Source organism: Methylopila turkensis (assembly GCF_027922325.1).
Taxonomy (GTDB): Bacteria; Pseudomonadota; Alphaproteobacteria; order Rhizobiales; family Methylopilaceae; genus Methylopila; species Methylopila turkensis.
Window position 1 is genome coordinate 227,101 of sequence record NZ_BSFL01000002.1, and the last position, 20,877, is coordinate 247,977.

At 70.2% G+C, this 20,877-nt stretch carries 24 protein-coding genes and 1 riboswitch; of the genes, 11 read left to right on the plus strand and 13 right to left on the minus strand.

Annotation, left to right across the window (positions count from 1 at the left end):
• Nucleotides 1–4: 4 nt before the first annotated feature.
• Complete coding sequence (locus PKE78_RS07715) at nt 5–1,057, minus strand: FUSC family protein (RefSeq protein WP_271200296.1); 1,053 nt, start codon at nt 1,055–1,057, stop codon at nt 5–7.
• Nucleotides 1,058–1,195: 138 nt separating this feature from the next.
• On the opposite strand from PKE78_RS07715, the gene PKE78_RS07720 reads away from it, so the two are divergent.
• Genes PKE78_RS07720 through PKE78_RS07730 form a run of 3 tightly spaced genes read left to right on the plus strand, consistent with a single transcriptional unit; the run spans nt 1,196 to nt 3,984 of the window.
• Nucleotides 1,196–2,182 carry an L-threonylcarbamoyladenylate synthase gene (locus tag PKE78_RS07720; protein WP_428981242.1) on the plus strand — a complete coding sequence of 329 codons (987 nt, stop codon included), beginning with the start codon at nt 1,196–1,198 and terminating at the stop codon, nt 2,180–2,182.
• 33 nt (nt 2,183–2,215) lie between these two features.
• Nucleotides 2,216–3,646 carry an FAD-binding oxidoreductase gene (locus PKE78_RS07725; protein WP_271200297.1) on the plus strand — a complete coding sequence of 477 codons (1,431 nt, stop codon included), beginning with the start codon at nt 2,216–2,218 and terminating at the stop codon, nt 3,644–3,646.
• 47 nt (nt 3,647–3,693) lie between these two features.
• Entirely contained in the window at nt 3,694–3,984 is a 291-nt protein-coding gene (locus PKE78_RS07730; RefSeq protein WP_271200298.1) for a hypothetical protein, read from the plus strand.
• Nucleotides 3,985–3,991: 7 nt separating this feature from the next.
• Here the strand turns inward: PKE78_RS07730 and PKE78_RS07735 are convergent, their stop codons facing one another.
• On the minus strand, nt 3,992–4,699 hold the full coding sequence (locus tag PKE78_RS07735; RefSeq protein WP_271200299.1) for an SOS response-associated peptidase: 708 nt from the start codon (nt 4,697–4,699) through the stop codon (nt 3,992–3,994).
• A gap of 109 nt (nt 4,700–4,808) precedes the next feature.
• On the opposite strand from PKE78_RS07735, the gene PKE78_RS07740 reads away from it, so the two are divergent.
• The 4 genes from PKE78_RS07740 to PKE78_RS07755 all read left to right on the plus strand — a co-directional run bounded on the left by PKE78_RS07740 (nt 4,809) and on the right by PKE78_RS07755 (nt 6,577).
• Nucleotides 4,809–5,294 (plus strand): hypothetical protein, encoded by a 486-nt coding sequence (locus tag PKE78_RS07740; RefSeq protein ID WP_271200300.1) that lies wholly within the window; start codon nt 4,809–4,811, stop codon nt 5,292–5,294.
• Nucleotides 5,291–5,731, plus strand: a complete 441-nt coding sequence (locus tag PKE78_RS07745; RefSeq protein WP_271200301.1) for an NUDIX hydrolase — start codon at nt 5,291–5,293, stop codon at nt 5,729–5,731. The genes PKE78_RS07740 and PKE78_RS07745 overlap by 4 nt, the downstream gene beginning before the upstream one ends.
• Nucleotides 5,732–5,775: 44 nt before the next feature.
• Entirely contained in the window at nt 5,776–6,216 is a 441-nt protein-coding gene (locus PKE78_RS07750) for a TIGR02301 family protein (protein WP_271200302.1), read from the plus strand.
• A gap of 106 nt (nt 6,217–6,322) precedes the next feature.
• The gene (locus PKE78_RS07755; protein ID WP_271200303.1) at nt 6,323–6,577 is read left to right on the plus strand and encodes a hypothetical protein; all 255 of its coding nucleotides are present in this window, start codon (nt 6,323–6,325) and stop codon (nt 6,575–6,577) included.
• Nucleotides 6,578–6,584: 7 nt separating this feature from the next.
• Here the strand turns inward: PKE78_RS07755 and PKE78_RS07760 are convergent, their stop codons facing one another.
• From PKE78_RS07760 to PKE78_RS07785, 6 genes are all read right to left on the minus strand, one after another.
• Entirely contained in the window at nt 6,585–7,223 is a 639-nt protein-coding gene (locus tag PKE78_RS07760; protein WP_271200304.1) for a LysE family transporter, read from the minus strand.
• Nucleotides 7,224–7,359: 136 nt separating this feature from the next.
• Nucleotides 7,360–8,292, minus strand: a complete 933-nt coding sequence (locus tag PKE78_RS07765) for a 2-hydroxyacid dehydrogenase (protein ID WP_428981256.1) — start codon at nt 8,290–8,292, stop codon at nt 7,360–7,362.
• A gap of 173 nt (nt 8,293–8,465) precedes the next feature.
• Nucleotides 8,466–9,344, minus strand: coding sequence for an aldose 1-epimerase family protein (locus tag PKE78_RS07770; protein WP_271200306.1), 879 nt, complete (start codon nt 9,342–9,344; stop codon nt 8,466–8,468).
• A gap of 13 nt (nt 9,345–9,357) precedes the next feature.
• A complete protein-coding gene (gene ureG / locus PKE78_RS07775; RefSeq protein ID WP_271200307.1) occupies nt 9,358–9,987 on the minus strand; it encodes an urease accessory protein UreG in 630 nt (209 codons plus the stop codon).
• Nucleotides 9,984–10,688 carry an urease accessory protein UreF gene (locus PKE78_RS07780; protein ID WP_271200308.1) on the minus strand — a complete coding sequence of 235 codons (705 nt, stop codon included), beginning with the start codon at nt 10,686–10,688 and terminating at the stop codon, nt 9,984–9,986. The genes ureG and PKE78_RS07780 overlap by 4 nt, the downstream gene beginning before the upstream one ends.
• Complete coding sequence (locus tag PKE78_RS07785; protein ID WP_271200309.1) at nt 10,688–11,134, minus strand: urease accessory protein UreE; 447 nt, start codon at nt 11,132–11,134, stop codon at nt 10,688–10,690. Before PKE78_RS07785 ends, PKE78_RS07780 begins: the two co-directional genes overlap by 1 nt.
• A gap of 200 nt (nt 11,135–11,334) precedes the next feature.
• A riboswitch (guanidine-I (ykkC/yxkD leader) is annotated at nt 11,335–11,442 on the plus strand.
• 101 nt (nt 11,443–11,543) lie between these two features.
• On the opposite strand from PKE78_RS07785, the gene PKE78_RS07790 reads away from it, so the two are divergent.
• The 4 genes from PKE78_RS07790 to PKE78_RS07805 all read left to right on the plus strand — a co-directional run bounded on the left by PKE78_RS07790 (nt 11,544) and on the right by PKE78_RS07805 (nt 15,055).
• Entirely contained in the window at nt 11,544–12,602 is a 1,059-nt protein-coding gene (locus PKE78_RS07790) for a putative urea ABC transporter substrate-binding protein (RefSeq protein WP_271200310.1), read from the plus strand.
• Nucleotides 12,603–12,765: 163 nt separating this feature from the next.
• Nucleotides 12,766–13,587, plus strand: a complete 822-nt coding sequence (locus PKE78_RS07795; RefSeq protein ID WP_271200311.1) for an ABC transporter permease — start codon at nt 12,766–12,768, stop codon at nt 13,585–13,587.
• On the plus strand, nt 13,584–14,369 hold the full coding sequence (locus PKE78_RS07800) for an ABC transporter ATP-binding protein (protein WP_271200312.1): 786 nt from the start codon (nt 13,584–13,586) through the stop codon (nt 14,367–14,369). Before PKE78_RS07795 ends, PKE78_RS07800 begins: the two co-directional genes overlap by 4 nt.
• Nucleotides 14,370–14,455: 86 nt before the next feature.
• On the plus strand, nt 14,456–15,055 hold the full coding sequence (locus PKE78_RS07805; protein ID WP_271200313.1) for a HupE/UreJ family protein: 600 nt from the start codon (nt 14,456–14,458) through the stop codon (nt 15,053–15,055).
• Between the two features lie 54 nt (nt 15,056–15,109).
• Here the strand turns inward: PKE78_RS07805 and urtE are convergent, their stop codons facing one another.
• The 5 genes from urtE to urtA all read right to left on the minus strand — a co-directional run bounded on the left by urtE (nt 15,110) and on the right by urtA (nt 20,808).
• The gene (gene urtE, locus PKE78_RS07810; RefSeq protein ID WP_271200314.1) at nt 15,110–15,811 is read right to left on the minus strand and encodes an urea ABC transporter ATP-binding subunit UrtE; all 702 of its coding nucleotides are present in this window, start codon (nt 15,809–15,811) and stop codon (nt 15,110–15,112) included.
• Nucleotides 15,808–16,563: an urea ABC transporter ATP-binding protein UrtD gene (gene urtD / locus PKE78_RS07815; RefSeq protein ID WP_271200315.1), complete on the minus strand. Its 756-nt coding sequence runs from the start codon at nt 16,561–16,563 to the stop codon at nt 15,808–15,810. Before urtD ends, urtE begins: the two co-directional genes overlap by 4 nt.
• Nucleotides 16,564–16,568: 5 nt before the next feature.
• A complete protein-coding gene (gene urtC / locus PKE78_RS07820; protein WP_271200316.1) occupies nt 16,569–17,693 on the minus strand; it encodes an urea ABC transporter permease subunit UrtC in 1,125 nt (374 codons plus the stop codon).
• 76 nt (nt 17,694–17,769) lie between these two features.
• Nucleotides 17,770–19,353: an urea ABC transporter permease subunit UrtB gene (gene urtB, locus PKE78_RS07825; protein ID WP_271200317.1), complete on the minus strand. Its 1,584-nt coding sequence runs from the start codon at nt 19,351–19,353 to the stop codon at nt 17,770–17,772.
• 150 nt (nt 19,354–19,503) lie between these two features.
• A complete protein-coding gene (gene urtA, locus PKE78_RS07830) occupies nt 19,504–20,808 on the minus strand; it encodes an urea ABC transporter substrate-binding protein (RefSeq protein ID WP_271200318.1) in 1,305 nt (434 codons plus the stop codon).
• Nucleotides 20,809–20,877 lie beyond the last annotated feature (69 nt).

Below are 20,877 nucleotides of genomic sequence, written 5' to 3' on the forward strand. Positions count from 1 at the left end.
CGGATCACGCGGCGCGCGCTTCGCTCAGGCGTTCGGCCAGCGCGGCGACGTTGCCGTCGAGGGCGCCAAGCGAATAGGCGAGGCTGAGCGCCGCCATGGCGCGGGCCGGATCGCGCCCCGTTTCGGCGCCGGCGACCCGCAACGCCTGGACCGCCTCGTCGAGCCGCCTGCGAATCTCGGGCGCGGGGGGTGGAACGGCGGCGTGCGGCCCCTTCGCCGCCGCCATGAGACGCTGCGACGCGTCGGCGAGCGCGGCCTTCGCGGCCGCCTTCACGTCTGGCATGTCGGCGCTCGCAATCGCCGCGCAGGCCCGCCCGATGGCGGCGCTGTCATTGCGGACGCGCCAGAGCGCCCGCACCAGAGCGCCGCGCTGCTGGCCGAGCGCGCTCGACCCGGGCGCCTTGCGCGCGTCGAGAACCGCCCGCTCGAAGGCCGACAGCCGACGGCGGATGCGGTCATGGGCTCCGAGCAGCTTGTGGGCGTCGTTCGGGTTCGACGCCCAGTTCATCAGGTCGCCGAGGAGACCCGCGATCTCGCGGGCAATCTCCTCGGCCTCGCTGGTCAGTTCGTGGTGCAGCTTGGTCGGGAAGATCGCGAAGGTGACGGCGATGCCGATCACGCAGCCCAATAGAATCTCGGCGATCCGCTCGTAAACGAGGTCGAACGAGCCGCCGGGGCTCGCCGTCGCGACGATGAGGATCGCCGCCGTGACGGGCGCGACCTTGAGCGCCGGACGGCCGGCGGCGAGAAAGGCGAGAGCGGCGACGCTGAGCGACAGCGCGAGCGACGTGGAGAGCACCGTCTGCGGATGCAGCAGCGCGACGGCTCCTCCGAAAAAAGCGCCCACCACCGTGCCGGCCGCACGCTCCCGTGCGGCGACGATGGTGCCCGCCACGCTGCCCTGGACGACGAGCACCGCGGTGATCACGCTCCAGTAGCCTTGCGGCAGTTGGGCCAGAGTGGCGAGCACGAAGGCGAGGCCCGCCGCCACGGCCACCTTCAGCGCGAGGCGCATGTCGCGGGTTCGGCTGGCGAAGATCGACGACGGCCGGATCATGGGCTTGGGCCTTCGCAGGGGAGCCGCCGGGCGGCTTCGTACGGGGCTCGGGCGCGTCGTGGCGGGGAAACCGCGGCCGAGGGTTGCGGAGCGACGCCGCTCGGCTCAAAACCACGGCGACTTTCGAGTTGAGAAGCTGTGTCACACGCCCAAGACCAACGCGCCACCCGCCGGCTGGGTCCGGACGAGACCATTGAGGCTGGCAGGCTGCTCGCGGCGGGCCGCCTCGTCGCGTTCCCGACCGAGACCGTCTACGGCCTCGGCGCGGACGCCACGGATGGGCTCGCGATCGCCGCGCTCTACGCCGCGAAGGGCCGTCCGTCGTTCAACCCCTTGATCGCGCATGCGGCGTCGGCGGACGACGCCTTGAAACTTGGCCTGTTCAACGCCGACGCGCGGCGGCTTGCGCAGGCGTTCTGGCCCGGACCGCTGACGATCGTGGTCCCCGCGAGCCACGGCGGCCCCGTCAGCGACATCGCGCGGTCCGGCCTCCCGTCGCTCGCGCTGCGGGTCCCGGACCACGCCCTCGCCCGCGCGGTGCTCGCCGCCGCCGGACGGCCGATCGCCGCCCCGTCGGCCAATCTCTCGGGCCGCGTCAGCCCCACGACGGCCGCGCACGTTCTGGAGGATCTCGACGGCCGGATCGACGCGGTCATCGACGGCGGGCCGACCGTCGTCGGGGTCGAATCCACCATCGTCGCGTGCCTCGGCGAAGAGGTCCGGCTGCTGCGGCCCGGCGGCCTCGCGCGCGACGCCATCGAGGCCGTGATCGGACGACCGCTTGTGCAAGCGGAAGAGAGCGGGCGCCCGATCGCGCCTGGCCTGCTGGGCTCGCATTACGCACCAAACGCGGCGGTCAGGCTCGACGCCCGAAGCGTCGCCCCCGGCGAAGCCCTGCTCGCCTTCGGGCCGCTTCCAGACGGGGCCGATCAGGCGGCCGCGATCGAGAACCTCAGCCCGTCCGGCGATCTCGCGGAAGCCGCCGCCCGGCTGTTCGCGGCCCTGCGCGCTTTGGACGCCAGCGGCGCGCCTACGATCGCCGTCGCCCCGATCCCGTCGACCGGGCTCGGTGAAGCCATCCGCGACCGGCTGGCCCGCGCCGCGGCGCCGCGGACCATGCCGTAGATAAAAAGAAGCCAGCGAGCCGAGGAGAACGCGATGTCCGAGACCATGCCGCACGAGGTCGCCGCGCGCTTCAGGGCGCTGGTGGCGGAGCGCGACCAGCTCGACGCTGAAGCCGCCGCGCCCAAGCTCGTGGAGCCGCGCGGGCTGTACCAGGGGCGCGCGGCCTTCGTGCTGACCCCGCGCAGCGTCGACGAGGTCGCGGCCATCGTAAGGCTCGCCCATGAGACGGGGACGACGGTGGTGCCACAGGGCGGAAACACCGGCCTCGTCGGCGGACAGACCCCGGACGGGAGCGGCCGCGCCATCCTGCTCTCAACCGCCCGGCTCGATCGCATCCGCGAGGTCGACGCCGAAGGCAATCTGATGGTGGTCGAGGCCGGCGTGACGCTGCAGCGCGCGCAGGAGGCGGCGGAGGCCGCCGGGCGGCTGTTTCCGCTCAGCCTCGGCTCGGAGGGCACCTGCACGATCGGCGGCAACATCGCGACCAACGCCGGCGGCACCGCGGTGCTCGCCTATGGCAACACTCGCGACCTCGTGCTCGGCGTCGAGGCGGTGCTGCCGGACGGGCGCGTCTGGAACGGCCTGCGCCGTCTCCGCAAAGACAACACCGGCTACGACCTGAAGCACCTCTTCATCGGGTCCGAAGGAACGCTTGGGATCGTCACCGCCGCAGTGCTCAAGCTCTTCCCGGCGCCGCGGGAAACGGCGACGGCCTTCGTCGGTCTCTCGTCGCCGCAGGCGGCTCTCGCCCTGTTCCAGATCGCGCGCCTCCACGCCGGTCCGGCGCTCACCGGCTGCGAGATCATGCCCCGCATCGGCGTCGACTTCACGCTGCGCCACATGGCCGGGGCGCGCGACCCGCTCGAGGCGGTTCATCCCTGGTACATTCTGCTGGAATTGTCCTCGCCGCTCGCCATGGGCCTCGGCGAAACGCTGGAGGCGATCCTCGCGGAGGCGTTCGAGGCGGGGGTCGTCGACGACGCCGCGATCGCGGCGTCCGGCGAGCAGAGCGCGTCGTTCTGGCGGCTGCGGCTCGGCCTGTCGGAGGTTCAGGGGCACGAGGGCGGCTCGATCAAGCACGACGTCTCGGTGCCGCTTGCCCGCGTCGCCGCCTTCATCGAGGAAGCGACGGCGGCGGTCGAGGCCCATCTGCCAGAGGCGCGCGTGGTCGCCTTCGGGCACATCGGCGACGGCAACATCCACTTCAACGTCTCGCAGCCGGTCGGCGCCGACAAGGCGCAGTATCTCGCGGGCTGGGACGCGATGAACCGCGTGGTGCACGCGGTCGTCGCCGCGCATGGCGGCTCGGTCGCGGCCGAACACGGCGTGGGACGGCTGAAGCGCGGCCTGCTGGAGGACGTCAAGTCGGACGTCGAGCTCGATCTCATGCGGGCCGTGAAGCGCGCGCTCGACCCCAAGGGCGTCTTCAATCCGGGAGTCGTTCTGGCGGAAACGCGCTCTTAACGGCGAAAAGGCCACTATCGGGCGCGTTTGTGTACAGGAGTAGCCCGATGAGCCGTCTCGCCGGACGTATGATGATCGCGATCATGCTTCAGCTGATCGTGACGGGAGGCGCGAAGGCCGGCTCGCTTCACGAAGGCGATTGCGCACCGGCGCAGATCGTCACCGCGCCCTACAAGGAGCAGATCTGCTACGCCGGCGCGCACGGCTATGCAGCGTGCCGCTGGGTGAAGCGCGAGTACGCCGTGCGCATCCCGCCGGAATGCGTCCGCCCTGGCGAGATCGAGGACGCCTACAAGATCCGCTGGCGCGACCGCACCGGCGTCGTCGCCAAGGGCTGACGGCGCGTCAGATCAGGCGCGGCTGCGCCAGCTCCAGCGGCTCGGCGGGCTCCTGGACCGGCTCCTGAACCTGCGGATCGTCGTTGGACGTCTGGTTCACCCGCGCGCCGATCGCGACCATTTCGAAATCACCGACCGGCGCCGGGTGCAGACCGCGCAAGGCGAGGCTGCGCCCGTCGACCCGGGTGTCGAGCCAGGCGTCCCAGGCCTCCGGCGGCAGCACCGCCGGCATGCGCTCGTGGATCGCGGCGAGATCCTGGTTCGCGGTCACGGTGACGATGGTCATCGACCGGAGCTGAGCGCCCTCGGAGCTGGTCCAGCTTTCCCACAGCCCCGCGAACATGAAGGGCGCCCGGTCGCGCCGCCGCACGAGGTAGGGCTGCTTGAAGCGGCCGACCGCCCGCCACTCGTACCACCCGTCCGCCGGCGCGAGGCAGCGGCGGCGCTGCAGCGCGGAGCGAAACGCCGGCTTCTGCGCCAGCGTCTCGGCGCGCGCGTTGAACAGCAGCGGCGTCGAGCGCTCGTCGCTCGCATAGCCCGGCACGAGCCCCCAGCGGTGCAGCGCGATGCGGCGCTCGCCGTCCTCGGTCAGCACCACAGCCGCAGGCTGCGTCGGCGCGATGTTGAAGCGCGGCGCGATGTCGGCGACTGCGACCGCGCCCAGCAGAGCCTCCAGCGCCTTCACGTCCGTCGTCTGGGCGTAGCGACCACACATACGAAATTTCCCCTACGTCACTGCGCGCCAAGGTTAACCGCGACGAAAGCGGATGCCCATGATCATCGCATTTCCGTCCACGTCGACCGTATCGCGACGCCCATCTTCCATGACAGCCGCGCCATTTCCATACGCCACCGCGCCCGAAGGGCTCGCGCTTTCGCCGGACGCGCTGAAAGCCGCGAACGTCGATCCCGTCACCGGTCTCGCGACGGACTATCTCAACCATTTCAACGAAGTGGTGATGCTGCTCGACATGCTCCCGGACATGCCGGAGATGCGTGAGGACGTGCTCGCCTGGACGCCGGCGTCCTATCGGGAGCATTTCGAGCGCTCGGGCTTCAGCGGCCGGGCCGTCGCCATCGCCGCCTACGCCGCGGCTCCGATTCCGATTCGGACGGCGTTCGACACGACCGTCGCTGCCATCGACGCCCGCCTCGTCGCGGCGCAGGAGGCGCTCGCGGCTGCGGACGACGCGGCCGTCGCCTTCATAGCCCCGGCGCGCGCGGCGGAGGTCCGGCCTCTGCTCGCCCGCGCCGACGCGCTGATCCACGGCGCGACCTACGAGGCTGCGCTTGCGGCCGGCGTGGCATGACCGAGGCCGACGACCGCCTTCATCCCAAGCGCCCCCTGCTTGCGGCCAGCATCGCCTGCTTCCGCGACGGCAAGGTGCTGGTCGCCCGCCGCGGCAAACCGCCGTCGGACCGACTTTGGTCCCTCCCCGGCGGCATGGTCGAACTCGGCGAGACGCTGGCGGCAGCCGCCCTGCGTGAGCTCGAGGAGGAAACCAGCGTGACGGCGGAGGTCGTGGGACTCGCGGACGCCGTCGACGTGATCGCGCGCGACGGCTCCGGCGCCGTCGAGCGGCATGTGGCCGTGATCGCCTTCGCAGGCCGCTGGCGTTCGGGCGACGGCGACGTCGGACCTGAAGCCGTCGAGATCGCCTGGGTCGCGCCCGAAGAGCTCGTCGCCATGGACACGACGCCGGGGCTCGCGGCCGTGGTCGCGCGCGCCGCACTGCTGGTTCCATGAGGCCCGGCTTGCGCGCTCTCCGACGACGGGCGAAAATCCGCGCCATGTCGGCGATGCGGCTCTGCTTTCTCCTCCTGGTCGCGCTCGCCGTTCCGGCTGCGGCGCAGCCCTCCGCCGACCGCAAAGCTCCGCCCCGCGCCGCGCCGGCGGAGCCCGCGCCTCCGCCTCCTCAACAGCCTCAGGCGGCGCCCTACGAACGGCAGTTGCTGCGGCTGTCCGAAATGCTCGGGGCGCTGCATCATCTGAGATCGGTGTGCTCGGCGGCAGACGCCAACACTTGGCGCGACCGCATGGCGGCGCTGATCGAGGCCGAAGCCCCGGCCCCGGATCGCCGCGACCGGCTGGCGGGCGCCTTCAACGACAGCTACAGGGCCTGGGCGCGCGGCCACCGCACCTGCACCCCCGCCGCAGAGCTCGCGGTCAGGCGCTTCCTGGACGAGACCTCGCAGCTCGTGGCCGACGTCAACGAGCGGTACGGACAGTAGGCATTTCGCTCAAACTGTCGCCGGGGCGTTAACCCTTTCTTCGAGAATCGACCGCGCCCTGCGCGGGATTCCGCTACTGTCCTTCCGGGACAGGGAAGGACCCTTGATGGGACACGACGATTCGACGATGCATGAGGACGCGGTCGACGGCCGTCGCGCCGCTCTCGCCTATCTCGACGAGGCCTGGGAGGAGGCGCTGCTGGACGGCATAGCGCCGGACTGCGTCGCGCACGCCGCGCTGTTCGCGGCGCTCAAGGAGCTGGTTCTGGCCTTCGGCGAGGAGGCGACCGCGAGCTTTGTCGAGCGGCTGCCGGAACGCATCCGCACCGGGGGCTACACCCTGCCGAGCCTGCCGCACTGACGCCGGCTCAGTAGCCGAGAGCCACCCCGAGAAGCACGATCAGGCCAAACAGGGCCAGCCCGCCGCCGGAAATGGCGTTGATCCGACTGAGCCAGCGTTCGGCGATCCGTTCGCGCAGGCGGCTCGCGCCGGTGGACAGGGCGAGCCACCACGCCGCGCTTCCGATCGCGACGCCAAGCGTCAGCAGCGCCGCGGTGCCGAAGTCCCCCGGCTTCTGGCCGATGCCGGCGAGGCCGCCGAAAATGGCGAAGAATCCCAGCAGCACGGCCGGGTTGGTCACCGTCAGCGCGAATGAGGTGAAGGCCGCCTTGAACAGCGAAAGCCGCGTGTCGTTGGCGGGCGCGGCCGCGCTGGAACGCGGCGCGTAGAGCAGCTTCACGCCGAAAGCCAGCAGGATGGCGCCGCCGAGCACCTTGATGACCGCCAGATGCCCCTCGACAAAGGTGGAGATCGCCGTCACGCCGAAGGCGGCCATGCCGGCGAACAGGACGTCCGCCACGAAGGCCCCCGCCCCGGCCGCCATCGCCGACGCCGCTCCGTTGCGCACCGCGCGATGGATGCACATGACGTTGACGGGTCCGACGGGGGCGTTGACCCCGATTCCGATCAGGATTCCCGTCGCGATCAGCGATACCTCGTCGATCACGCAGGGGTCTCCGTTTCTGACGCAAGGCGTTCCGTCGAATGCGGCGTCTTAGAACGCGGCGGCGATGCAGGGCAACATGGGGCTGAACCGCTAACGAACAACCAAACGCGAGCGCCGGCAGCGCTCTTCTGGCCGATCAATAGCCGCGGACACGATCGACCACCGCCGGAACGGCGCCCGTTTGCCGGTAAGCGCGCACGTTGGCCGCGACGATCGCCGCCGCGCTGTCGCGATCGGTCGGGCCAGACACATGCGGCAGCACCGTGACGCGGTCATGACTCCAGAGCGGGGATGACGCCGGCAGCGGCTCGACGTCGAACACGTCGAGCACCGCATGCGACAGCCGTCCCTGATCCAGCGCGGCGAGCAGATCGTCCACGACGACGATCGGGCCGCGCGCGAAGTTCACCAGCGCCGCCCCCGGCTTCATCGACGAGAACCGTTCGGCGTTCATCAGGCCTCGGGTGTCCGGCGTGAGCGGCACGAGGCAGATGACGATGTCGGCGCCGGCGAGGCACTCGTCCAGCCCTGCCTCACCCGAGAACGTCTCGACGCCCGCAAGCGCCTTCGGCGACCGGCTCCAGCCGCGGACGACGAAGCCCGCGTCGCCGAGCCGGGCGGCGGCGGCCCGCCCGAGAGCGCCAAGGCCGAGCAGCGCGACCGTGACATGGAACGGCGGACGATAGTCGAGCGGGCGCCAGACGCCCCGACGCTGTTGCGCGGCGTAGGCCGGCATGTCGCGCTGGAGATAATAGGTCCAGGCCAGGGCCGCCTCGGCCATGGTCCGCGCCAGCTCCGGATCGACCAGCCGCACGATCGGCGGCGCGTCCGCTCCGAGTTCGGCGACGAGGCGTTCGACGCCGGCCCACAGGCTGTGCACCCAGCGCAGGCCCATCAGGCCGGCGAGATCGGCGGGATCGGGATCGGCCACGATGGCGATCTCCACTGCGGCCCGGAGCTCCGGTTCGATCGCGCGCAGCGGGACGACGTTCTCGCCAGCCAGCGCCTTTGAAAGCGTCGCCAGCCAGGCCTCGTCCGCCGCGGCGTCGAGCCGCGTCACCAAGGCGATCGGCGCCGGACTCAACGGACGGACACGGCGTCGAGGGCGAGCGCGGCGCAGTCCTGACCGGCGGCGTTCGGATCAGAGATGGGACGATAAGATCGGTGCGAAGAACGCATGCGGGCCTCTCGGGACGCCCCGCCTTCCTTAGACCAAAGCCGTTTTGGTCGCTAGTTCGCCGCTCAGACCGTGACGCTCCAGGCGAACTCGGCGCTCTCGCCGGGCGGCAGAAGCACGACGCCGGGCTTCTCGGCGAAATCGCCGTCCCAGCCGACCGGGCTCGCCATGCCGCGCCAGGGCTCGATGCACAGAAACGGAGCGCCGGACGGCTTCGACCACACGCCGAGATCGCGGTAGCCGCGCCACGCGACGGTGATCTGGCGCAAGGCGGCGCCGTCCGCCCCCAGCGCCACGTAGCGCACGAAGCGGCTCGCCACGTCGGGGAGAACGAGCGCGTCGGCGGCGAACAGCTCCGGGCTCAACGGCAGCGTTTCCCCATCGAACGGCAGCGGCATGTCGGGGCCGAGCAGCCCGCCGTCGATCGCGCGGGCGGTCCCGGTCTCGCGCGTCTCGAAAATGAGCGCGTGGCTCTCCTTGGCGGCTCCGTCCACGAGCGGCCAGCGGAAGGCCGGATGCGCGCCGACGCAGAACGGCAGCGTCGTCTCGCCCGGATTCGAGACGCGCGCGGTCTGCGTCACGGTCGCGCCTTCGACCGCGTAGGCGAGGTCGAGCACGAAGGCGAAGGGGTAGATGGCGCGGGTTTCGGCGTCGTCGGTCAGCCGCAGCGTCATGCGGTCCGCCGCGCGCTCGATCCAGGCGAAGGTCCGGTCGCGCGCGAACCCGTGCTGGGTCATGCGGCGGGCGACGCCTCCGCTCCGCAGCGTATCGCCGGTCAGCTTGCCGACGATGGGGAACAGCACGGGCGCGCGCCGCGGCCATTCCGGACCCGCCTGCCACAACAGCTCCACGCCGGCCGCGTCCCGGATGCTGGCGAGCTCGGCGCCCGCGGCGGACACGACCACCTCGACGGCGTCGGTCGCGATCCTGTGGACGTCGCTCAAAGCCCGCCTCCGCTCAAGCCGCGGCGGCGGACAGGCCGCCGGCGCGCGCGATGAAGCCCACGATCGCGTCGAGGCCCTCGCCGGTCTTCATGTTGGCGAACACGAACGGACGGCCCCTCCGCTGCGCCGTCGCGTCGCGGTCCATCACCTCGAGGCTCGCGCCGACGTGGGGCGCGAGATCGATCTTGTTGATCACCAGCAGGTCCGAGCGCGTGACGCCGGGACCGCCCTTGCGCGGAATCTTGTCGCCGGCCGAGACGTCGATGACGTAGATCGTGAGGTCCGCGAGCTCCGGCGAGAAGGTCGCCGCGAGGTTGTCGCCGCCGCTCTCCACCAGCACGAGCTCGAGATCGGGGAAGCGCGACGTCAGATCGTCGATCGCCGCGAGATTGATCGAGGCGTCCTCGCGGATCGCGGTGTGCGGGCAGCCGCCGGTCTCGACGCCTATGATGCGGTCCGGCTCCAGCGCGCCCGAGCGGGTCAGGAACTCCGCGTCCTCCTTGGTGTAGATGTCGTTGGTGATGGCGGCGAGCCGCACCCGGTCGCGCAGGCGCTTGCAAAGCGCGTCCATCAGGGCGGTCTTGCCGGAACCGACCGGCCCGCCGACGCCGACGCGCAGCGGGCCATGGGGCGATCGCGTCATGTTCGGAACAGCCTCGTGCGTTGGGTTTCGTGGCGCATGGACGCGATGTCCGACCGGAGCGCGGCGCCCGACAGCCGGTCGAGCGCCGTGGCCTCGCCGCGCGTGACGGCGCGCAGCGTCGCCTGCTCGAGCGCGGCGATCGCGCGGAGCCCGTCGGTCTGGCCGAGCGGAACGAGCCGCACCGCGGCGGAGACCAGATTGGCGACGCCCGCGGTCAGAAAGGCGGCCAGCGCCGGCCGACGCGGCAGGCCGTGGCCCGCGGCCGCGACGGCGACCGCGACGGAGTACGCGACCGGCCCGCTCCAGCCGGCGCCAAGCCGGTCGACGGCGGCGCAGGGCGCGGTGGCGCGGATCGCCGCGAGAAACGCCCCGCCCTGACCGAAGCTTTCGGTCCGCCGCTCCCGCGACGGCTGGAACGCCGCCGCAAGCTCCGCGACCTCCCGCAGGGCGTCGTCGTCCTGCTCTTCGGCCGCGTCGTGGGCGCGAGCGAACAGGACGGCGTCGGAGCCCAAACCGCCCATCTCCAGCAGCGCGTCGATCCAGTCCACAAGCGCCGCGCGATCGGTGACGTCGCCCTGCTCGATCGCCCATTCCAGCCCGTGACTGTAGGAGAACGCGCCGACGGGAAAGGCCGGCGAAAGCCACGTCATGAGCTTGAGCAGCGCGGCGTCGTCCGCGGCGCCGGTCCTTCGGTCGAGCATCAGCCGTGGCCGTGGGCGTGATAGGCCCCGCGCTCCGGCGCGAACGGCCTTTCGACCTCGCGCACGGCGCCGCCAAGGCCCCGCACCATCTCGGCGAGCACATGGTCCGGCTCGATCAGGATGGCGTCCTCGCCGATCTCGGCCGGCGTGTGCCGGTTTCCGATGTGCCATGCGAGGCGTGCGAGGCGCAGCGGGCTGCCGGCCGTGATCTCCATCAGGCGCTGCGGCGCCGCCCGGACGAGCACCAGCCGGCCGTCCTCCAGCCGCAGGGCGTCGCCGTCCTGGATGTCGGCGGGGCGTTCGAGATCGAGCAGCACGTCGAGCCCGCCCTCGCAGGCGAGCGTCAGACGACGGCGCTGGCGGCCGTCGTGGTCAAGCGTGACGCTGTCGACGGTCTGGTCGGGACGCACGGCGGCGCGGCGAAGAACGGAGACGGCGCGGATCATGAAGCGGCGACATGCGAATGGTGGGAGGCTCGGACTATGGGCGGCGTGCGCGCCGCTGTCCACGCGCGCGGCAGCCGCGATGACGGGCGCCTGCCTCACGGGGCGCCCAAGCGATAGGCGCCGGCGTAGCTCGACGTTCCGGCTTGCGCAGGAGGCCGCGGGTCGCGACGCGATGGCATGGCGCTTGCTCTCATTCTGGCGTGCAGAGCGTCTAGGGTTCCGGCCGCCTCAGGCGGCGCTGGTCCAAGAGACGCACTTTCCGCTGCCTCTCATGCGGAAAGACACGGCGGGGCAAAATCCCGGGAGGTCACTGCACGGGTTCGTCGCCGCGGACCGACCTCCGATTCCGTGCGCGCGAACTCCTTGACGACGACACCGGCCGCCGCGGCCGACCGACCGAGGAGTGCTCATGCTGCGCAGTCTCATCGCCGCTCTCGCCCTGTCCGCCGCCGCGCTCGTCGCGCCGGCCGAAGCGGCGCCCAAGAAGAACTTCGAGATCGCCTGGACCATCTATGTCGGCTGGATGCCATGGCCCTACGCGGCCGACGCCGGCATCGTGAAGAAATGGGCCGACAAGTACGGCATCGACATCAAGGTCACGCAGATCAACGACTACGTGGAGTCGATCAATCAGTACACCGCCGGCAAATTCGACGGCGTGACGCTGACCAACATGGACGCGCTCACCATTCCGGCCGCCGGCGGCGTCGACACCACGGCGTTGATCGTCGGCGACTTCTCGAACGGCAACGACGGCATCGTCTCCAAATCCGCGAAATCCGTCGCCGACCTCAAGGGCGAGAGCATCAACCTCGTGGAGCTGTCGGTCTCGCACTACCTGCTCGCCCGCGCGCTCGAAGGCGCAGGCCTCGCGGAGAAGGACATCAAGGTCGTCAACACCTCCGACGCCGACATGGTCGCGGCCTTCAAGGCGCCCGACACCAAGACGGTCGTCACCTGGAACCCGCTGCTCGCGGAAGTGAAGACCGAGCCGGGCTCGACCGCGCTGTTCGACAGCTCCAAGATTCCGGGCGAGATCATCGATCTGCTCGGCGTCAACACCGAGACGCTCAAGGACAATCCGGACTTCGGCAAGGCGCTCGCCGGCATCTGGTACGAGACGCTGGCGCTGGTCGTGGACCCGGGCGAGAAGGGCAAGGAGGCGCGCGCGGCGATGGGCAAGCAGTCCGGCACCGACCTTGCGGGCTTCGACGCCCAGCTCGCGGCGACCAAGCTGTTCGCAAAGCCCGCCGAGGCCGTCGCCTTCGTCGAGAGCGCCGATCTGGTCAAGACCATGGACCTCGTGCGCACGTTCTCGTTCGACCACGGCCTTCTTGGCGACGGCGCCAAGTCGAAGGACGCCGTCGGCATCGGCTTCGCCGGCGGCAAGACGCTGGGCGACCCCGCGAACGTGAAGCTGCGCTTCGACCCGACCTTCATGAAGATGGCCGCCGACGGGAAACTGTGACGGCGCCGCGGCGATGCGCTCCGCGCGCGTCATCCCGGCCGAGCGCAGCGAGAGCCGGGATCGTCGTCCGCGCGGGGCGCAACGGCTTCGCGCCTTCGCCGTCGAACGATCCCGGATCGGCCTTCGGCCGTCCGGGATGACGGCCTAACCCCCGGGAGTCCCCATGCGTCGCGCAATGAACGTCCGGCCCGCCGCCGGCGCCCGGATACTGCTTGCGATCATCCCCTTTCTGCTGATCGCGGTCGTCTACGTGCTCGGTTCCGCCGAGCGCCGCGCGGCGAATCCCAACGACAAGCTTCTGCCGCCCGTGTCCGAGATGGTCCAGACGACGACGCGGATGGCGACGGAGCCCGACCGGCGCACCGGCGAGATCACCATGGTGGCGGACACCGTCTCAAGCCTGCAGAGGCTCGCGCTCGGGCTCGGGATCGCCACCCTGACCGGGCTCACGCTTGGCATCGCGCTCGGCATCCTGCCCGCGTTCAACGCCGCCGGCGGCTCGCTGGTCGCGGTCATCTCCATGGTGCCGCCCATGGCGATCCTGCCGATCCTGTTCATCATCTTCGGGCTCGGCGAGCTGTCCAAGGTCGCGCTGATCGTCATTGGGGTCGCGCCCCCGATCGTGCGCGACATCGCGATGACGGTTCAGGCGATCCCGGTGGAGCAACTGGTCAAGGCCCAGACGCTGGGCGCCTCGACCTGGCAGACGGTTCTGCGCGTCGCCCTGCCCCAGGCGCTGCCGCGGCTGATCGAGGTGGTCCGGCTCCAGATCGGCCCGGCCTTCCTGTTCCTGATCGCGGCGGAGGCGATCGCGGCCGACAGCGGCCTCGGCTACCGCATCTTCCTCGTGCGGCGCTATCTCGCGATGGACGTCATCCTGCCCTACGTGGCGTGGATCACGCTGCTGGCCTTCCTCATGGACTGGGCGCTGGCGAAGCTCGCCCGCTCCGCCTTCCCGTGGGCCTATGCGGAAGAGCGGCGATGAGCGCGATCTCGGTCCGCAACGTCTGGGTGGAGTTCGGCGACCAGGTCGTCATCGAGAACCTGAACCTCGAGATCGCGTCCGGCTCGTTCGTATCGGTCGTCGGGCCGTCCGGCTGCGGCAAGAGCACCTTCCTGCGCATGGTTCTGGGCCAGGACCGGCCGACCCGCGGCGCGCTGCTGCTCGACGGGCGACCGCTGCGCGACGAGCCTGACGCCGACCGCGGGGTCGTGTTCCAGCGCTATTCGGTGTTTCCGCACATGACGGTGCTCGCCAACGTCGTCGCGGGCTACGAGTTCGCGCAGTCGCCGCTGCTGGGCCGCCTGTTTGGGCGCGCGAAGCGGCAGGCCGTGGAGAAGGCGGAGGAGTTGATCGAGGCCGTCGGTCTCGCCGCCCACCGCCACAAGTATCCGCTCGCGCTTTCGGGCGGCATGCAGCAGCGGCTCGCGATCGCCCAGGCGCTCGCCAAGGATCCGAAGATCCTGCTGCTCGACGAGCCGTTCGGCGCGCTCGACCCGGGCACGCGCGCGCAGATGCACGCCCTGCTGAAGCCGCTCTGGGCGCGCCTCGGCATGACGGTCATCATGGTGACGCACGACCTGCGCGAGGCGTTCGGGCTCGGCACCCGGGTGGTGGCCTTCGACAAGGTGCGGCACGATCCGCAGGCTCCGGGACGGTTCGGGGCGCGCGTGACCTACGATCTCGACCTCACCCGCGAGGGACCTGTGCCAGTGCTCGGCTTCCAGAAGCCGCCGGCGCCGCAGCCTCTCGTCGCATCGGATTAATCTCCCGAGCCTGATCCGGGCGCGCTAGCATCCCGTCCGGACCCCGACCGAATCCCGGCCAGTCCCGCCGTTCAAAGGAGACGCCTATGCGCAGCCACCTCCTTCGCCTCGCCGTCGTGACCGCGGCGACGCTCGCTCCCGCCCTCGCCTTCGCCCATGTCGGCGCCGGCGCCCATGGCGGCTTCGCCCACGGCTTCGAGCACCCGCTCGGCGGTCTCGACCATGTGCTGGCGATGGTGATGGTCGGCGTGTTCGCCTACCAGCTCGGCGGCCGCGCGGTCTGGGCCGTGCCGGCGACCTTTGTGCTCGTGATGGCGGGCGGCGGCGCGCTCGGCGCGGCCGGGATCAACATGCCCTTCGTTGAGACCGGCATAGCGCTCTCGATCGTCGTGCTCGGCGCGGTCGTGGCGTTCGGCGTCCGGGCCCCGGTCGCGGCGGCCATGGGCCTCGTCGGCCTGTTCGCCATCTTCCATGGCTACGCCCACGGCGCCGAGATGCCGGCGTCGGCCGGCGGGGCGGCCTATGCGGCGGGCTTCATGCTGGCCACCGCGCTGCTGCACGCGGCCGGCGTGGGCTTCGGTTTCGCGATCGGCCGGATCGCCGAGCGTCGCGGCGATCTCGTGACCCGCGCCGCCGGCGGGGCCGCCGCGCTCGCGGGCGTCGCGATCCTCCTCGGCGCGGTCTGACCGACCGTCGAATCCCGGGCGGCGCAGGCGCCGCGGCGGGAAATGGCCGGCGGATCAGACCGCGACGCGGCGGCGGAGCTCCTCTTCGGAAATTTCGGACTTCGGCCCGTGGAGCACGATCTCGCCGCGCTCCATCACCGCGATCTCATCGGCGAGTTCATGGGCGAACTCGACATACTGCTCGACCAGCAGGATCGCCATGTCGCCGCGCGAGCGCAGCAGGTTGATGGCGCGGCCGATGTCCTTGATGATCGAAGGCTGAATGCCCTCGGTCGGCTCGTCGAGGATCAGCAGCTTCGGCCGCATCGTCAGCGCCCGACCGATCGCGAGCTGCTGCTGCTGGCCGCCCGACAGGTCCCCCCCGCGGCGGCCGAGCATCGACTTCAGCACCGGGAACAGGTCGAAGATCTCGCTCGGAACTGTGCGGTCCTTGCGCTTCAGCGGTGCAAAGCCGGTCTCAATATTTTCCTTCACGGTCAGCAGCGGAAAAATCTCGCGGCCCTGCGGGACGAAGGCGACGCCGCGGCGCGCCCGCTCATGCGGCGCGAGCCGGTCGATCGTCTCGCCGTTCAGCGTGATCGAGCCGGCCTTGATCGGCCGGACGCCGGCGACGGCGCGCATCAGCGACGTCTTGCCGACGCCGTTGCGGCCGAGCACGCAGGTGACCTTGCCAAGAGCCGCGGTGAGGGAGACCTTCTTCAGCGCCTGGGCCGCGCCGTAATAGAGGTCGAGATCGGTTACGGTAAGAGCGCTCATCGGCCGAGATAAACCTCGATTACGCGTTCGTTCGACGAGACATGGTCGAGGCTGCCCTCGGCCAGCACCGAACCCTCGTGCAGCACGGTGACCTTCACGTCGAGATCGCGCACGAAGATCATGTCGTGTTCGACGACGACGACGGAGCGGGTTTCGGCGATTTCCCGCAGCAGCACCGCGGTGTCGGCGGTCTCGGCGTCGGTCATGCCGGCGGCGGGCTCGTCGACCAGCAGCAGCTTCGGCTCCTGCGCCAGCAGCATGCCGATCTCGAGCCACTGTTTCTGGCCATGGCTGAGGTCGCCGGCCCGGCGGTGGCGCGCGTTCTTGAGCCGGACCCGCTCGAGGATTTCGTCGATCCTCTCCTGCACCTGCGGCGTCCGGCGGGAAAACAGCTTGGCGAACGGCCCCTTGTCGGCCTTGAGCGCCAGCTCGACGTTGGTCTCGACGTCGTGGTTCTCGATCACCGTGGGCGTCTGGAACTTGCGGCCGATGCCGAGGCCCGCGATCGTGGCCTCGTCGAGCCTGGTGAGATCGTGGACGCCGCCGTCGAACAGCGCCGTTCCGACGGTCGGCCGAGTCTTGCCGGTGATGACGTCCATCATCGTGGTCTTGCCGGCGCCGTTCGGACCGATGATCGCCCGCATCTCCTTCTCGCCGATGGTGAGCGAGAGGCTGTTCAGCGCGCGGAAGCCGTCGAACACCACCGAGACGTCGTTGAGATAGAGCAGCTCCGGCGAGATCTTCTGGTCCATCGGCCTCACTCCGCCGGTTTCGCGACGGCGCGGCGGCGGGTCGTCCACGCCTTGACGCTGTCCATGGAGCCGATGAGCCCCATGATGCCCTTGGGCAGGAACAGCGTGACGACCACGAACAGGCCGCCGAGCGCGAACAGCCAGAGCTCCGGAAAGGCGCCCGTCAGCCAGGTCTTGGCGAAATTGACGAGGACGGCGCCGAGGGCCGCGCCCACCAGCGTGCCGCGGCCGCCGACCGCGACCCAGATCACCGCCTCAATCGAGTTCGCAGGCGAGAACTCGCCAGGATTGATGATGCCGACCTGCGGCACGTAGAGCGCGCCGGCGACGCCCGCCATCATGGCCGAGATGACCCAAACCACCAGCTTGTAGTTCTCGACCTTGTAGCCGAGGAACCGGGTGCGGCTCTCCTGGTCGCGGACGGCGACCAGCACCTTGCCGAAGTTCGAGGTCACGATGTAGCGGCAGAGCAGGTAGCCGAGCCCGAGCGCGAGCGCGGAGAGCGCGAACAGGCTGGCGCGCATTCCCTGGGTTTGCAGCGGAATGCCGAAAATATCCTTGAAATCGGTCAGGCCGTTGTTGCCGCCCATGATCATGTCGTTGCGGAAGAAGGCGAGCAGCAGCGCGAAGGTCAGCGCCTGGGTGATGATCGACAAGTAGACGCCCGTGACGCGCGAGCGGAACGCGAACCAGCCGAAGACGAAGGCGAGCGCGCCGGGGACGAGCAGCACCATCAGCGCCGCGTAGGGGAAGAAGTCGAAGCCCCACCACCAGACCGGGAGCTCCTTGAGATTGAGGAACACCATGAAGTCGGGCAGTTCGGGATTGGCGTAGACGCCGCGCGGACCGATCTCGCGCATCAGATGCATGCCGATGGCGTAGCCGCCGAGCGCGAAGAACGCGCCGTGGCCGAGCGAGAGGATGCCGCAATAGCCCCAGACCAGGTCGACGGCGAGCGCCAGCAGCGCGTAGGTCAGGTACTTTCCGAGCAGCGGAACGAGGTAACTCGGGATGTGAAACGGGTTATCCGCGGGCAACAACAGGTTAAGTCCCGGGACAATGACAACCGCCGCCACCAGCACGGCGAGGAACACGTAGCCCTTAAAGTCGATCAGGCGCGTCGACGTCATGCGCGGGCTCCGCGAACTGCGGCGGGGACGCCGGGGATCGGACGAGGCGCGGTCGTGGAGAGCATCGGACGGGTCCTCATGCGTCCACGAACCGGCCCTTGAGCGCGAACAGGCCGCGCGGCCGCTTCTGGATGAACAGGATGATCATCACCAGCAGGATGATCTTGCCGAGCACGGCGCCGGCGAAGGGCTCGAGCAGCTTGTTGGCGACGCCGATGGTGAGCGCGCCGACGAGCGTGCCCCAGAGGTTCCCGACGCCGCCGAACACCACCACCATGAAGCTGTCGATGATGTAGCCCTGGCCGAGGTTCGGGCTGACGTTGTCGATCTGGCTCAGCGCCACGCCGGCCATGCCGGCGACGCCGGAGCCGAGGCCGAAGGTCAGCGCGTCGATGCGGTCGGTGCGGATGCCCATGGACGACGCCATGCGGCGGTTCTGCGTCACCGCCCTCACCTGCAGGCCGAGCGTGGTCTTCTTCAACACGAGCTGCAGCGCGAAGAACACGGCGAGCGCGAACAGCACGATCGCGACGCGGTTCCAGGTCAACGTCAGCCCGAACAGGTCGAGCGAGCCCGACAGCCAGTCGGGCGTCGAGACCTCGCGGTTCGACGGCCCGAAGATCGAGCGCACCGCCTGCTGAAGCATCAGCGAGATGCCGAAGGTCGCGAGCAGCGTCTCGAGCGGGCGGCCGTAGAGGTGTCGGATGACGAGGCGCTCGATCGCGACGCCGACGGCGCCCGCGACCAGGAAGGCGGCGGGCACGGCGATCGCGAGCGAGCCCTCCATCAGGCCCGGCGCGAAGGTCCGCAGCAGATCCTGCACAAGGTAGGTCGTGTAGGCGCCGAGCATGACCATCTCGCCATGGGCCATGTTGATGACGCCCATGACGCCGAAGGTGATGGCGAGGCCCACCGCCGCGAGCAGCAGCACCGAGCCGAGGCTGACGCCGTAGGCCACGTCCTGAACGCGCGCCAGCATCGCCTGCCGGGTCTCGATCGCCTGGATCGCGCTCGCGGCGGCGGATTTGACCGCCGCCGGCGCCGTCTCGGAGAGGCCGCGCAGCAGGACCAGCCCGTCCTGGTCGCCGCGTTCGGCGACGAGCCCGACGGCCGCGACCTTGTCGGCCTCGGGCGCGTCCGTGGTCAGCGTGATCGCGGCTTTCGCGCGCCGCATCGCCGCGAGGACGCGCTCGTCCTTCTCGGCGGCGAGCGCCTTGTCGAGCGCGGGAAGCGTCTCGGGGTCGCGGCCGCGGAACACGCTCTCGGCGGCGCGGAGCCGCGCCCTCGCGTCCGGCGACATCAGCGTCAGCGTGCCGATCGCCGTCGCCACCGCGCGGCGGATGCGGTTGTTGACGCGGACGGGCTTCAGTCCGGCGTCGGCCCCGGCCGCGGCGGGCGCGTTGGTGGCGACGTCGATGGTCGTGCCCATCGGCGTCTTGAACAAAGCCGGCTTCCCCGGCGCGACCAGCAGGCGCCCGTCGAGCGCCGCGGACAGCGCGTCGGCCGCGGCCGGCAGGCCGCTGGTCGCAAGGTCGCCCACGCCCGCTTCGATGTCGTCGTACTTCGTGCTCGCGAGCCTGTCGAAGATCGCCTGCGGCTCGGCCGCGCGGGCGACGCCCGCAAGCGCCACGAGACAGAGAAGGATGCGGAGAAGGGTCATGTGCGGTCCGGCGCCAGACAGACGGGCGAGCGAGGCTGTCGCTCGGGTCCCGGCGTCGGGCCGGGACCGCCAAGCCGTCGCGGGCCTATGTGGAGGCCCGCGACGGGTCGTTCGGCGAGCGCGGCCGGCGTCACGCCGGCCGGGCGCGGCTCACTGCGAGGCCTTGGCCCCGCCGCCGCACTTGCCGGTCTTGACGTTGAAGTTTCCGCAGGAGAGCGGCTTGCGCCAGTCCGCGATCAGGTCCTTCGAACCCTCGAGATACGGCGACCACTCGTTGGCGACGAGCAGGCCCGGCGTCTCGAACACGGTGTCGAACTGCCCGTCTTCCTTGATCTCGCCGATCAGCACCGGCTTGGTGATGTGGTGGTTCGGCATCATGGTGGAGTAGCCGCCGGTCAGGTTCGGCACCGAGACGCCGATCAGCGCGTCGATCACCGCGTCAGGCTCGGTGGTGCCGGCCTTCTCCACCGCCTTCACCCACATGTTGAAGCCGATGTAGTGCGCCTCCATCGGGTCGTTGGTGACGCGCTTGTCGTTCTTGATGAACGCCTGCCACTGCTCGATGAACGCCTTGTTGGCGTCGTTGTCGACGCTCATGAAGTAGTTCCACGCCGCGAGGTGGCCGACGAGCGGCTTGGTGTCGAGGCCGGCGAGCTCTTCCTCGCCCACGGAGAAGGCCACCACCGGGATGTCGGTCGCCTTCACGCCCTGGTTGCCGAGCTCCTTGTAGAACGGCACGTTGGCGTCGCCGTTGATGGTCGAGACCACCGCGGTCTTCTTGCCCGAGGAGCCGAACTTCTTGATCTCGGAGACGATGGTCTGCCAGTCGGAATGGCCGAACGGCGTGTAGTTGATCAGGATGTCCTCCTGAGCGACGCCCTTCGACTTGAGATAGGCCTCGAGGATCTTGTTGGTGGTGCGCGGGTAGACGTAGTCGGTGCCGGCCAGCACCCAGCGCTGCACGCCTTCCTCGTTCATGAGGTAGTCGACCGCCGGGATCGCCTGCTGGTTGGGCGCCGCGCCGGTGTAGAACACGTTCTTGGAGCTCTCCTCGCCCTCGTACTGGACGGGGTAGAACAGGATGCCGTTGGCCTCCTCGAACACCGGCAGCACCGACTTGCGCGAGACCGAGGTCCAGCAGCCGAAGGTGGCCGCGACCTTTTCCTTGGTCAGAAGCTCGCGCGCCTTCTCGGCGAACAGCGGCCAGTTCGAGGCGGGGTCGACGACCACCGGCTGCAGCTTCTTACCGAGCACGCCGCCCTTCTTGTTCTGCTCCTCGATGAGCATGAGCATGACGTCCTTCAGCGTGGTCTCGCTGATCGCCATGGTGCCCGAGAGCGAGTGCAGGATGCCGATCTTGATCGTCTCCTGAGCAGTGGCCTGGGCGGGCGCGAAGGCCGCCCATCCGAGCGCGGCGGCCGCAGCTATGGCCCGCCCGAACGTTCCGAAAGTCATTGTTCAGCTCCCCGAGTCGCGGCGCGCGCCATCCCGGCTCACACGCCCGTTCGCGGGGTGAAAGGCATC